Source organism: Sulfurimonas sp. (assembly GCF_014859695.1).
Classification (GTDB): Bacteria; Campylobacterota; Campylobacteria; order Campylobacterales; family Sulfurimonadaceae; genus Sulfurimonas.
The window spans coordinates 15959-29787 of record NZ_JACUTS010000019.1; the positions used below are offsets into that span (position 1 = coordinate 15959).

The window sequence follows — 13829 nt, forward strand, 5'->3', positions numbered from 1 at the left end:
TCTAAAAAAATATTCTTTGTATCAAATATATAACAATTAGTAGATAAAAACCTACTAAGAGTTTTTTATGCACCGCCGAATCAACTCTATCTTTAAGCAAAATACCGACGTATACACCAGCTAGCGATGCCAAACCTATAACGACTCCGCTAAAGAAATCTATCTCTCTGCTAATGGCGTGAGATATAAGACCCGAAACTGATGAAAAAACCACAAAAAAGAGCCCCGCCGATACGGCCTTTTTAAGGTCCACATGCAAGAAGCTAACTAAAATAGGAACCAAGATAATGCTTCCGCCGACACCTATAAGCATACTTAAAAGACCTAAAAAGAGACCTATTAAAAAAAGTACGGCTCTGTTTACATCTTTTTGTACTACATCAACTTTTGTCTTGAAAAAAAGTCTGCTGAGTGCAAAAACAGCAAAAACCAAAAAGATAATCTCTAATGTCAAATCGCTAAATACAGATGTGAAAAATCCGCTCAAAAGTGCACCGACAAAACCGCCGACACCAATTGTAAAGACCAGGGGAACATCAAGTGTTCCCTTTTTATTGTTTAGATAACTGCCATAAATCGAACTAAAAACCATCTGCACAACAGAAATGCCGATTGCATCTTTTATCTCATGTCCAAGTAGCAAAAGAAGAGGAACAAGTATAGTCCCTCCTCCTATGCCAAAAAAACCGGATAAAACGCCGACACCGATACCTAAAAATATCAATTCAATCATTATTAAAACTTTTTTTGGAATTATAGCATCTTAATGCAACGTTTCATTTGACATCTAAATTCAAGATAATGGGCTTCTCTAGAATATATTAAGAATTTTTAGAGGTGTGCTAAAGTATAATTTAGCCAAATAAGGGTGTAAAAATGTTAAATACAATCATTGAAGCTTCAAAAAATTTTTGTGTCCATCAAATCAGGCTACCGTATGAGCTACACGACAATGTCACTCAAATGAGAACAGTTATTGCTTATATTGATATACAAAGCATTGATGGAACTAAACACAGAGTTTATATCGGAGCGACACCGAATTTCGCGCAGAGAATATCCACGCTTCTTTTAGAAGAGCGCGATAGTGATGAGGAGACTTTGATAGACATGACGCTTGAGACTGCAAACTTGATTATCGGGAGTGCAAAAGTTCTCGCAAGTGAGAGTGACTCTGAGTCTTACACTATGTCTACTCCCTATTTTGAAAAGATTGATATTTTTGATTTTATATACGACAGAGCAAAAGTCTTAAGAGTAGAAGACGATGAGATGATTATCGCTATTAAGGAACTATAGTTGAATAAAAAAAGACGAAAGTATGGAGCCAAAGAGTTCACTTTTGACCCGGAAAAAGAGCTCTCTTGGATGGACTATTCCGGTCTTCTGGACATGGAAGTTGAGTTTGTATCCGAACTTGGAGAGACCGAACTATCTATCGGCGATATATTAAAACTTACAAAAGGTTCTATAATAGACCTTAAAAAACCTGCGGGAGAGAGTGTTGAGTCTTATGTAAACGGACGTATTTTAGGAAAAGGCGAGGTTATGGTGTATGAAAAGAACCTTGCTATCCGTATAAATGAGATACTAGACTCAAGCGCCGTCCTATACCATCTTGCCAAAGAGAGACTATGATAAAACTGTTCTTAATTTTCCTGCTTCCGCTTTCTCTGTACGCTTCAAAAATTTTAAGCTATAACATCTATGACAGAACAGACAGAGTTGATGTTATGATTACCTTTGACACTCCGTATGAAGGTGTTATAAAGCAAAACACAAGCGACTCCAGCATCTTGATAAAACTTGAAGATGCCTCCATAGAGTCTACAAAAATAAAAAAGCTCTCATCAAAATATATAAAAGCAATTACAATTACGCCTATGTCCGGCTATACGCAAATTGCGGCGATTGTACCCCCTTCTATCAATCTTCAAGCATCAAAGACATCCGACTCATATGGACTCAGATTAAGATTTACAACCGCAGAGCCGGCAGAAAAAAGCATTTCGCAGCCACAAGAAACAGAAGCTCCTCTACTTTCCTCTCTTCCGACAAAAAAGAGTGATAACATATCGCAGAGTTACTACTTAGTAATAACAATACTAATTATAGGTATAGTTATACTTTTTTATATCAAAAAAAGAGTCTCAACTCCGCAAAACTCTAAAAAAACATCTTCATGGCTTTTTGCCCAGAACAATAACAATGAGCAAGCAAAGCCAAAACAGCCTACCCTCTCTGATGATGTAAGCATAAGATTTCAGAAATCACTAAATGAGCAAAACAGTGTAGTCATGCTTGATTTTGGCGAGCAGAGCTATCTTGTGCTTATGGGTAAAAACAATATTCTACTTGATAAATTTACCCACAACAGACCGACAACACAGGATGATTTTGAGTCTATTTTACAAAGCAGACATCAAGAGCTGGAGAGTTTTTTAAATAGTAGCAGCGAAGATTCAAAAGAGTATTTGCAGTCCTATAAAGAGAAAGCTGCATCTGTGAAATATAGGGCTTAGATTAAGAGGCGTCTTGGTTAAATCTATTTTCTAAGAGCTTCTTAATTGTGTTTATATTTGTCGTGGTTAGTTTATATTTCTCATCCATCATCTTGCTTATATGATAGACTTCAGTCACTGTAATACCGTATGGGTCTTTCTTCTCTTTTATGACTTGATTACCTTCAAAAGAGTAGAGATATAGGGTTTTGCGGGTCTGCTGTATATAGTATGTAAGCACTATCTCATCAGAGTGTTTTTTTTCAAGAGCTACAATTATGCGCCTGTCATCTTCACAGCTCTTATCTAGTTTTAATTCATCTCTCATTTGTGCCGCATCTATATAACCGATATAAAATTTATTGTACAAATCATGGTATCTCTGAATCTTTTCACTCATTAAAAAGTTCATGTCTAATATGTGTTTTTTATTACTATTGATACTTTTTGTAATCCAAGAGATAGTGTTGTAGTATCTAAAAGGGTAGAGTTTCAGAGAGTGCGCCTCTATCATCTTGGGAGATTTGATTCTCTTTTTTGGCATCAATTTTTTAGCATCCGTATCTACAATATACTCAAGCACTTCATTTGCCAAAAAGCCTTCCGTCAGCCAAACAGTACAGTAAGATGGTAATTGCCTAACTCCGGTAGCTCCCTCATTTAAAATAATAAGAGCTTTTATCTCATAGTTTGGAAAAATCAGCTCAAGAAGCGCCTTCTTTTTTCTAAGTCTTTTTCTAAGCTTAAGTACAGATTTGACAAGAGTCATCTCCACAAAGTAGAGCTCTTTGTTTTTTGTAATAAACATCGCATCAAATTCGCTTATCTCTCTGCTTTTTGTTCTATAAACAATCTGTTGTTTTTCACTTATTGAGAGCGTATTTGCATGTGCTTTGATTTTATCTTGATGAAAACCTTTAAGTACAAACTTTTCTATATTATCATTTTCTACGGCATAGATAAGGAGTTTTTCATAGATGAAATTTTCAAAAACTTCGCCCTCAAAAGAGCGGTATGAACTTAAAAAAAGGGAATCGTCTTTGCTGATGCCTCTTCTTATCAAAGATAAGAGATGTTTTACATTGTAATCATAGTGTAGTAAATTATCTCCAATATCACTCTCATCTAATGTTTTTATTGATTTACTGATTTTTAACAAATTATCTCATTACTACTAAAAAAGTCATCTATGACAGCCCGGTATTCTTTTATGTCAGATATACGGTTTATACTGTCTCTAAGTGCTGATGCACCTCGGTAACCTTTAGAGTAAGTATGAGTATGTTTTCTAAACATGGATACTCCATGAGAACCATAAAACTCTATCATCTTATCAAAGTGCTCCATGATTATATCATGCTTTATGTTTTTGTCAATAAATTCACTGCCTGATTTGAGCTGATGGAATATCCAAGGAGCACCGACAGCCCCTCTTCCAATCATGACGCCATCAGCCTCGGTATGCTCCAGTACCCACTTTGCTTTTTCATAAGAGTCTATATCGCCGTTTGCAATTACAGGGATTTTAATAGCTTCTTTGATCTCCCTTATCGCATCGTAATCAACTGCGGCTTTAAATTTTCCTGCGCGTGTTCTTCCATGAACCGCTAAAAAATCTGCGCCGCTATCTTCTACTCTCTTTGCTATATCTATGTGGTTTTTCTCCTCAAAACCAAGTCTTATTTTTACGCTTGTTAAACTTTTGTTTGAGGTATTTTTGATTGTTTTTATAATATCGCCCATCAAAGGAAGGTTAAGAAGCAGAGAACTTCCGCTTCCATGTCCGACGACCTTTGGCACTGGACAGCCGCAATTTAGGTCGATTATGTCTATTCCCTCTTGCTCATTTAGTATCTCAACGGCTCGGCGGATGACATCAACTTCAGCGCCTGCAATCTGAACAGAGTATGGATCTTCGTTTGGGTTTTTTTGTATCATGTTGAGTGTTTTAAGGGAACCGTGAACCAGAGCATTTGAGCTAAGCATCTCGCTAACCGTCAAATCTGCTCCAAATTTTTTAACAACACTTCTAAAAGGCAAGTCCGTATAACCCGCAAGCGGCGCTAATACGAATATAGGCTTTTTAAAAGATAATTTTTCACTCATTTTATATTTACTAAGCTATATAAAGAGATTAATATCAAAATGTTTTCCACAATCTCTCAGTGCGCTATACGCTTTAAAAGTCAGATATTCGTTAGGTTGAGATATGTCAAGTATCTCTTTTGCGGGAGAGAGCATCTCTAAATCAAAAAGAGTAAAGAGGTAGGCTTCCGTTGCGGCTTCATCCTCAGTGCTCAGTGATTCAAATAATTTTATTCTCTGTTCAGGAAGCATTGATTTGGATAGTTTTTTTGAAGCCTCTATGTAATCTTTTGAGTCTAGCTTAAGATTATGAAACAGTGCAAGCAATGAATCGTTAGATGCCTCTAGAGTGCGTTTGTCTGCATTTATTCTTGAGAGTATCTCAAAAAGAGCCTCTTTGCTAAACGCATCTTTATACTTCTCTATAGCGTAAAACGGTGCATTTTTTACAAAATCAACGTAGACCTCTTTGCGTAAATTAATATCATACCTGCTCTTGTCGCTAAGAATATTTTCAGCGCTAATATCGCCCTTTTTATATCTGTTTCTCTCATTTTGAATCACCAACTCATTAGAGGGCAGGAGAGAGTACTTTCTTAACTCAACTACTTCACCGTTTCTGATTGAGTTTATAAGAGAAAGAACGTCCCTTAGTTTTTTGTTCTCAATATCAGCGTCAAACTCTCCAATAGGAAAAATCGTAGCATTATCAACAATAGTGCCCAAAAGCTTGTATCTGTCCGTTTTAAATGAGTTGAAACGCTCTTTTTTTCCAAGATAAGCATCTATAATCGCATCAACGATTTTTTCATAGTCTTTATCATACTTGCGTCTTCTCAGTGTGCCTAGGAATGAGTAAAAAAGCATATGAATAACGCTGGCAACATACAATATTATCATAGGGATAACTACCCAAAGTGCAATAGAAAATGAGGGCAACGTAATGCCTAAAAACTCAAAGCCTATACTCTCTTGAGTTATAAAAGCATAGACGTACCATCCTACTAGAACAATTAATATTAACGCTGCTATTGTGTATTTTTTAATATGCATTATTTACCCTTTATTTAGATTTTTCTACGATCTCTCTACAATCAATGCAGTATATCGCATGAGGCTTAACTTTTAATCTTTGAAACCCGATAGGGTCTTCACACATCTCGCATATTCCATAATCACCGGATGCAATTTTTCCTAAAGTTACGTTAATCTCTCTTAACTCTTTCTCCTGCTGTCTTACAATAGCACTCTCAACCATAGAGCTGTTATCTACAGACGCATGATCACCCTCATCGTTAAGCTCCAACATACTTAGCTGAGTGAGTTCGTCATTCACGCCTTTTATATTTTTGATTATCTGTTCTTTTCTACTCTCTAAAATCTCTTTAAAATATTTTAACTCGCTACCTTGCACTGACTTTCCTTATTTGTGATATGGGTGATTGCTCAAAATTGAAAATCCCCTATAAATCTGCTCAAGCAAAACAGCCTTTGCAATTTTATGACTCATGGTTATATTTCCTAGACTTATAACGGTGTCGCTCTTCTTTAAAAATTCATCTTCAAAGCCGTAAGCTCCGCCTATGAAAAATTTAACCGCAATTTTACCATCTAATAGCTTACTAAATTCATAACTATCAATAATTTTTCCATCAGGATGCAATACAATGTTAAAACCCTTCGATATATAGGGTTCTAAAATTTTTGAATAAGCCTGTTTTGAAGCTTCGGGTGAGATAGTGTGTGCTTTTGTTACATCTTTGTTAAAAAGTTCTGTGTCGTCTACTGTTGCAAAGCGAGAAATCATCTTTATAAGCTCTTTATAGAGAGGATCGTAAGTAGAACGCTCTTTTTTTGCAATCGAGACTATCTCTATATTCATAAAAGAAGTCCGCTGCCTATGACATGATATGTCACATGTGAGAACTTATCACTCTTTTTTACTCCGCCGATTGCCGCTACATAATGTTTAGAGAGTGAAGCTATCTCGTCTAATCTATCTCCAAGAATTGTTGTTACGTTATCTTTCGTGTTTGTATTTCTGTATGCACCTAACCCGATATAGTTTAAGTCCATCTCATTTGCTTGCAGAACTTCCTCTTTGTTGTGAGTAGAGATACCTAAAATCTTATCTTTTTTAACAACTTCTCTTAAGATTTTTGCGGCTTTTATCGGATCTGGGTCTATTGCTCTTAAATCCTCTTGTCCGACATGCACACCATCACAAAAATCTATAAGCTCATAGGCATCATTTACTATTAAAAAGCCGTTGTATATATTTCTGATTTTAATAAGCTGCTGTTTGATGAAGTGCAAATCCGCACTTTTATTGCGGTACTGGATTATCTCTGCATTTTGCTCTTTAGCAATGCGGATATAATCCTCTAAAGATAACCCTCTCTTATCTAGAAGATCTTGGTCGCAGAGTGCGTAAAGACGCATTATGCAACTTTTAGAAGTGTTAGGAGGTCTGAGAGTGTTTTTTTGAGATTGTTTCTATTTACAACCATATCGATTGAGCCTTTTTCAAGCAAAAATTCTGCCCGCTGGAACCCATCCGGAAGAGCAGAACCGATTGTCTGCTCAATAACCCTCTGCCCTGCAAAACCAATCAAAGCTCCCGGCTCGGCGATTATAATGTCACCCAGCGTTGCAAATGAAGCACTTACTCCACCCATTGTAGGGTCGGTAAGCACTGAGATGTATGGAAGGTTGTGATTTGCCAATTTTGCTAAAGCAGCAGAGGTTTTACTCATCTGAAGCAGTGAAAAAGTACTCTCCTGCATTCTGGCACCCCCGCTTGCACTAAGGATAATCAACCCTTGTCTCTTCTCTATGGCACGATTTACTGCGCGGACAATTTTCTCACCCTCAACAGAGCCTAAAGAACCGCCCATAAAAGCAAAATCAAAGATGACAAGCTGAGCAGGAACTCCGTTCATTTCGCACTCACCGCTTACGACAGATGAAGTTTTACCTGTTTTTGCCTCTGCGTCCTTGAGTCTCTGTTTATATGATATTTTATCTGTAAATTTGAGTGGATCTATTGGTCTTAAATTATCATCATACTCTACAAACGTTCCATCATCTGCTAAAAGTTCTATCCTCTCTTTAACGCCTATTCTGATATGGTAACCACATTTAGGACAGACATGTTTTTGGTTTTCAACCTCTTTGTAGTACATCAATGATTGGCATGATTTACACTTCACCCAATGCGCTGGAGCTTCACTTTTAACTGGTTCTTTTATATTATTTTTATTTCTAGAAAAAATGCTAAGTAAGTTCAAAAATTATCCTTTTATACATAATGGCGGGAATTATATCGAATTTATACTTTATTTTTATAATTTTAAGTGATGAGGATTCCGTATACACAAAAAATGTGCATACGAGGAATTGTAACTATTTAAGCAGTGATTTTACTATACTTCTAGCCGCTTCACGTCCGTCATACGCGGCAGTTACTACAAGATCGGCACCTCTATAGCAATCACCACCGGCATAGATTCCGGCAGTTGTTGTCTCATGCGTCTTTTCATTTATAATGATGCCGCCCCATTTGTTGGTACCAATACCGTTTTCCGCCAAAAATGAAGGAACTTCGGGGTCAAAACCAAGCGACATAATGACTATGTCGGCATTTACTCTGTACTCGCTTCCCTTTATCTCCTCCATCTTTTGACGCCCGCTCTCATCCTTTGCACCAAGAGTGGTTTTTATGACTTCAACAGCCACGGCACTGCCTTTATCATTTAAAATTATCTCTTTTGGAGAGACAAAAAATGTAAAATCAACACCCTCTTCCATAGCGTTTTTATACTCTTTTTGGCTTCCGGGCATATTGTGCGCATCGCGTCTGTATAGACAGGTAACACTCTTCGCGCCCTCTCTCTTAGCGGTTCTCAAACAATCCATTGCAGTATCTCCACCGCCGACTACAACAATATTTTTATCTTTAAAATCAAACTTTTTGTCATAAGAGAGCTTGAAAATTTTTCTCTGAATCGCAGTTAGATAATCCATCGCCTTATAGACATTGGGCGCCTGCTCGCCGTTTATAGAAGCTTTTTTTGCTTTTGTTGCACCGATACCGATAAACATCGCATCATGCTTATTTGCAATCTCTTCAAAAGTTATATCACGTCCAACTTCACAATTTAACACAAGCTCCATGCCCGCTTCTACAAGAAACTTTACACGTCGCTCTATTATTTTTTTGTCAAGTTTAAAGTTTGGAATTCCGTAGGTCATCAGTCCGCCGGCTCTATCACTTCTCTCATAAACGGTTACTGCTATGCCTGAGCGCAAAAGGTATGTAGCAGCAGAGAGCCCCGCAGGTCCGCTTCCGATGATTGCCACCTTTTTATCGGTTGTGATCCCAGGAAAATCCGGCTTGTATCCTGCCTTAAATCCCTCTTCTGTGATAAATGTCTCAACGGAGCCTATGGTTATGGCACCATGACCGTCGTTTAGTGTGCAGTCGCCCTCACAAAGTCTATCATGCGGACAGACTCTTCCCATAACTTCAGGAAAAGGAGAAGGTTCATTTGATAGTTTAAAAGCAAACTCCAAATCTTTTTCGCTTACCGCTTTTAGCCACTGCGGAACATAGTTATGAAGAGGGCATTTGTTGAGACAAAACGGGTCTCCGCACTGGATACATCTCTCGCTCTGCGTTGCCGCTTCGCTCTTGTCAAAAACCTCATAAATCTCGCCGAAATCTTTTGTTCTCTCTACGACTAATCTTTTTTTTGCTTCTATTCTTTCAGTTGTTAAATACTCTCTCATGATTAATCTCCAATCTCTAGGTTCATAGGCAGTTTTGTTAAATTTTTAGGTTTTACGAGCCAGAAGTTTCTTACCTCTACTCTATAGTTATCAAGCAGCTCTTTTGCCTTTTGACTCTGTGTTTCAACAACATAATCCTTGAGAAGTTTTTTGAGGTAATGTCTTGCCTCGTCCGTCTCATCGGTGTCAATTCTAACAAGCTCAACAAGCTCACTGTTTACATTTTCAACAAATCTATGTTCCATATCATAAACAAAACTGATTCCGCCCGTCATGCCTGCACCAAAGTTAATCCCAGTACGCCCTAAAATGACTACAACGCCGCCTGTCATGTACTCACAAGCATTATCGCCCGTTCCCTCAACGATAGCAAGTGCTCCTGAGTTGCGGACTGCAAATCTCTCACCCACGCTTCCTGAAATGTAAAGCTTTCCGCCAGTCGCACCATAAAGGCAAGTATTTCCTCCGGCTGCAAACGCTTCGCCACTGTTTTTAGAGGTAATAATTATCTTACCTCCATGCATGCCTTTTCCGATATAATCATTTGCGACACCGCTTAGATAGATTGATACCCCGTGAATTAAAAAGGCACCGAGTGCTTGTCCTGAGATACCTGTGAGATTAATTCTAATCGTATCAGAGCGTAAGCCTTTATCACCGTAATACTCGGCGATTTCACCACTGATAAGTGCACCAAAGCTTCTGTTTACGTTTGTAATATTTTTGCTGATTCTTACCGGATACTCTGGATGTTTGATAGCGCTCATCACCTCATTGAGAACATCTTTTTCAAATGCATTATCATCAAACGGAGAATTAAAAAGTTGTTGACATGTATTTACTCCCTCTTCTTGATGTAAAACTGCACTAAAATCGAACTTTTTAGCAAAATCGTCATCTACCACTTTCAACATATCGCTTCTTCCTATCATCTCCTGCATCGTTTTAAATCCAAGCTCCGCCATAATAGAACGGATATCTTCGGCTAAAAGAGTGAAGTAGTTTACAAGCTGCTCAACATGTCCTTTAAAAAAGTCTTGACGAAGTTTTTCATTTTGCGTAGCAATACCCACTGAACACTTGTTGACATGACAGATTCTAAGCATTTTACAACCCACGATAGTTAAAACTCCCGTTCCAAAACCATAGCTCTCAGCACCAAGCAGTGCTGCTTTTACTACATCCAGACCAGATTTTAAACCTCCGTCTGTTTGAAGCTCAACAGCTCTTCTTAGATTATTTGCTTTTAGTGCGTTATGTGCCTCGCTAAGTCCTAGCTCCCACGGATTTCCTGCGAATTTAATTGAAGTAAGAGGTGCAGCACCCGTTCCGCCGTCTCCGCCTGAGATAATGATTTTGTCCGCATACGCTTTTGCAACACCTGCAGCAATTGTTCCCACACCAATGGTTGAAACCAGCTTTACGGCAACTCTTGCCTTTGGATTTACCTGCTTCACATCAAAAATAAGCTGTGCCAAATCTTCAATCGAGTAGATATCGTGATGTGGCGGTGGTGAAATAAGCGTCACACCAGGAACTGTGTGACGAAGTTTTGCTATAAGTGCTGAAACTTTATGCCCAGGAAGTTGTCCGCCCTCGCCCGGTTTTGCCCCTTGTGCTACTTTTATCTGAATCTCTTCAGCACTTCTAAGGTACGCAGGAGTTACTCCAAAACGTCCAGAAGCGACCTGCTTTATTTTTGAATTTCTCTCAGTTGCAAAACGCTCCGAGTCTTCTCCGCCCTCTCCACAATTTGACTGCGCTCCGATTTTATTCATCGCCATCGCAATCGTCTCATGTGCTTCAGGACTTATAGAACCAAGACTCATAGCAGCTGAAGCAAATCTCTTAAAAATAACCTCTTTTGGCTCAATTTCAGAGATATCTATCGGCTTTCTATCGGACTTTATCTCAAAGAAATCACGAATAAATTTAAGACCTCTTTTATTTACCAAATCTCTTAATTTTTCGTAATCCTTTTTACTTCCGCTCTCTGCAGTCGCATGGATGGCATGTATAACGGCAGGTCCAAAATCGTGATGCTCCTGCTCGTTATAAAACTTATAGTATCCGCCGATATTTAACGGGAATATTCTGTTAAATCCACTCTCTTCAAAAGCCTCTGCATGATGCTTTGTAAGTCTTTCATCTATATCACTGTAATCAAGTCCGTTTAGTGCGGAGTTTGAAGCACCAAAACATTCGCCTACTATCTCGCGGCTAAGACCGATTACATCAAAAAGACCTGCATTTCTATACGATGCAATAGTTGAAATACCCATTTTAGACATTATTTTAAGTATACCTGCATTCAGTGAGCCATGAACAGCCTTCAGTGCGACATTACACTCCATCCCAATAGCATTAGATCTCTTTGTATGCTCAATAACCGTCTCTGCTAAGAGCTTAGGATGTATTGCGTTAGCGCCATAACCTATAAGAACTGCCGCGCTATGAGAATCATATACCTCGCCGCTCACTGCAACCATAGAGGCAAGATGACGTACTTTTGCTCTCAAAAGAGCAGTGTTGAGACGTCCGATAGCCATTGCCATAGGGATTATTTTCTTTGTTTTACTAAACTCGCTATCATTGAGTATGATAATTCTCGTACCCTCATTTTTTACGGAGTCAACAACATTTTCGACTAAAGCATCAAGAGATTTTTTCAAATCTTTCTCATACGCCGTAGAGAATGTTTTGTTACGGTAAAAATCTTGATAACTAGGCGATTTTTTATCCCCGAATGATTTTAAAATAGTCAACTTCTCGCTTGTAATAATCGGGGAGATTGATTTAAGACGATGCGCATGAAAAGGGACTTCATCAAGGATATTATGAACCTCTCCAAAGCCCGTATTTAAACTCATAACCACTCTCTCTCTAATCGGATCAATCGGAGGGTTTGTAACCTGTGCAAATTTCTGCTTGAAAAAGTCGCTAAACGCTCTCTGCTTATTTGAAAAAGCCGCCAGAGGAGTATCGTCTCCCATTGATCCGACAGCCTCTTTACCTTCTAAAATCATAGGCTCTATAACCTGCTCTACAACTTCATGCGTGATATTGAAATATCTTTGTCTTGCTATAAGCTCCTCTTTTGTATATGTAGAAGTCGACATGTATTGGTCTACGACATGTTCTTGAAGGTAGATCATATGCTCATTTAGCCACTTCATATACGGGTTTGAGCTTTTTAGGTAGTCGTTAATCTCGCTATTTTTAAAGATTTTTCCAAATTTAAGATCAAGTCCTATCATCTCTCCGGATTGAAGGCGACCTCTCTCTTTGATATCTTTTTCAGGAATGTCGACAACACCGTACTCGCTTGCTATAAGAAGCGTATCATCTTTTGTGATGATATATTTTGATGGACGAAGTCCGTTTCTATCAAGCACACAACCAATATATCTTCCATCCGTAACGGAAAATGCGGCAGGTCCGTCCCACGCTTCAAAAACGGTGGATTGAAACTCATAGAATGCACGAAGTTCAGGATCCATGTGCGGAGCATTTTGCCAAGCAGCCGGAATAACCGCACGCACAGCTTTAAAAAAGTCCATGCCGTTTATAAGTAAAAACTCAAAAAAGTTATCAGCAGATGCGCTATCTGAAGATCTTGGCTGTAAAATAGGCAGCAACCTTTGAATCTCCTCGTCCGTAAAAACTTTACTTTTTATCGATTCTGATTTTATCTCTACGTTGAAACGATTTCCCTCAACAGAGTTAATCTCGCCGTTATGAGCAACTGCGCGAAATGGTTGAGCAAGTTTCCACTCAGGAAGCGTATTGGTCGAAAATCTTTGATGAAAGAGTGAAAATGAGATTTTAAAACTCTCATCTTGCAAATCTATATAAAACTCTTTAATATGCGTAGGCATAACAAGCCCTTTGTACGAAAGCACTTTTGAGCTCATAGAGGCTATATAGAAATTTCTATCATCCACGAGCTTGCGCTCACTCTCTTTACGCGAAAGGTATAAAAGTGCATCAAATCTGTTTGTTGCCATGATGGAGTTTGGAGTAATAAATAGTTGAATAATTGTTGGAAGTGTGACAAGAGCCTGTTCTCCAAGAGCATCTCTGTTTACAGGTACATCTCTGCGAAGTACGATTTTGAGATCATTTGCCTCACAAATCTCCTCTATAACATCTAAATGTTTCAAATCTTTTGTAAAAACTGAAGCCACAGCGAACTGTTTTGGAAGCTCCAAGCCTTCTTTCATAGCCTCTTTGCGAAGAAACTCCTCAGGAAGAGAAAAAAGCAGACCGCTTCCGTCTCCTGTTTTTCCATCAGCTGCCACCGCTCCGCGATGCATCATTCTCTCTAATGCAGTCACCGCATCATTTAAAACTTTGTGTGATGCTATGTTTTTGATGTTTGCAACAAGCCCAAAACCACAATTATCTTTAAATGATCTCAATAAATCATGATGCTCAACCATATTAACTCCT

Annotated in this window: 13 protein-coding genes; 3 read left to right on the forward strand and 10 right to left on the reverse strand. The window is 38.5% G+C overall.

The window, feature by feature from the left end; translation table 11 throughout:
* Nucleotide 1: 1 nt before the first annotated feature.
* On the reverse strand, nucleotides 2-733 hold the full coding sequence (locus IBX42_RS05405; RefSeq protein WP_294929958.1) for a sulfite exporter TauE/SafE family protein: 732 nt from the start codon (nucleotides 731-733) through the stop codon (nucleotides 2-4).
* 143 nt (nucleotides 734-876) lie between these two features.
* Here IBX42_RS05405 and IBX42_RS05410 point away from each other — a divergent pair, with 143 nt between their 5' ends.
* From IBX42_RS05410 to IBX42_RS05420, 3 genes are read left to right on the forward strand one after another with little or no spacing between them, the layout of a single operon-like run.
* Nucleotides 877-1299 (forward strand): chemotaxis protein CheX, encoded by a 423-nt coding sequence (locus IBX42_RS05410; protein WP_294929960.1) that lies wholly within the window; start codon nucleotides 877-879, stop codon nucleotides 1297-1299.
* Nucleotides 1300-1638, forward strand: coding sequence for a flagellar motor switch protein FliN (gene fliN, locus IBX42_RS05415; protein ID WP_294929962.1), 339 nt, complete (start codon nucleotides 1300-1302; stop codon nucleotides 1636-1638).
* Nucleotides 1635-2522 (forward strand): hypothetical protein, encoded by an 888-nt coding sequence (locus tag IBX42_RS05420; protein ID WP_294929965.1) that lies wholly within the window; start codon nucleotides 1635-1637, stop codon nucleotides 2520-2522. Before fliN ends, IBX42_RS05420 begins: the two co-directional genes overlap by 4 nt.
* Nucleotide 2523: 1 nt before the next feature.
* Here IBX42_RS05420 and IBX42_RS05425 read toward each other — a convergent pair whose 3' ends face one another.
* From IBX42_RS05425 to gltB, 9 genes are all read right to left on the reverse strand, one after another.
* Nucleotides 2524-3660, reverse strand: a complete 1137-nt coding sequence (locus tag IBX42_RS05425) for a hypothetical protein (protein ID WP_294929968.1) — start codon at nucleotides 3658-3660, stop codon at nucleotides 2524-2526.
* The gene (gene dusB / locus IBX42_RS05430) at nucleotides 3654-4607 is read right to left on the reverse strand and encodes a tRNA dihydrouridine synthase DusB (protein ID WP_294929971.1); all 954 of its coding nucleotides are present in this window, start codon (nucleotides 4605-4607) and stop codon (nucleotides 3654-3656) included. Before dusB ends, IBX42_RS05425 begins: the two co-directional genes overlap by 7 nt.
* 15 nt (nucleotides 4608-4622) lie before the next feature.
* On the reverse strand, nucleotides 4623-5639 hold the full coding sequence (locus IBX42_RS05435) for a hypothetical protein (RefSeq protein ID WP_294929974.1): 1017 nt from the start codon (nucleotides 5637-5639) through the stop codon (nucleotides 4623-4625).
* Between the two features lie 10 nt (nucleotides 5640-5649).
* On the reverse strand, nucleotides 5650-6000 hold the full coding sequence (gene dksA, locus IBX42_RS05440; protein ID WP_294929977.1) for an RNA polymerase-binding protein DksA: 351 nt from the start codon (nucleotides 5998-6000) through the stop codon (nucleotides 5650-5652).
* A 9-nt stretch (nucleotides 6001-6009) separates the two neighbouring features.
* The gene (locus tag IBX42_RS05445) at nucleotides 6010-6468 is read right to left on the reverse strand and encodes a 23S rRNA (pseudouridine(1915)-N(3))-methyltransferase RlmH (RefSeq protein WP_294929980.1); all 459 of its coding nucleotides are present in this window, start codon (nucleotides 6466-6468) and stop codon (nucleotides 6010-6012) included.
* Nucleotides 6465-7028: a thiamine phosphate synthase gene (locus tag IBX42_RS05450; RefSeq protein WP_294929982.1), complete on the reverse strand. Its 564-nt coding sequence runs from the start codon at nucleotides 7026-7028 to the stop codon at nucleotides 6465-6467. The genes IBX42_RS05445 and IBX42_RS05450 overlap by 4 nt, the downstream gene beginning before the upstream one ends.
* Nucleotides 7028-7876, reverse strand: a complete 849-nt coding sequence (accD, locus tag IBX42_RS05455) for an acetyl-CoA carboxylase, carboxyltransferase subunit beta (protein ID WP_294929985.1) — start codon at nucleotides 7874-7876, stop codon at nucleotides 7028-7030. The genes IBX42_RS05450 and accD overlap by 1 nt, the downstream gene beginning before the upstream one ends.
* Before the next feature lie 115 nt (nucleotides 7877-7991).
* Nucleotides 7992-9377 carry a glutamate synthase subunit beta gene (locus IBX42_RS05460; RefSeq protein WP_294929988.1) on the reverse strand — a complete coding sequence of 462 codons (1386 nt, stop codon included), beginning with the start codon at nucleotides 9375-9377 and terminating at the stop codon, nucleotides 7992-7994.
* A 2-nt stretch (nucleotides 9378-9379) separates the two neighbouring features.
* On the reverse strand, nucleotides 9380-13819 hold the full coding sequence (gltB, locus tag IBX42_RS05465) for a glutamate synthase large subunit (RefSeq protein WP_294929991.1): 4440 nt from the start codon (nucleotides 13817-13819) through the stop codon (nucleotides 9380-9382).
* Between the last annotated feature and the right edge of the window lie 10 nt (nucleotides 13820-13829).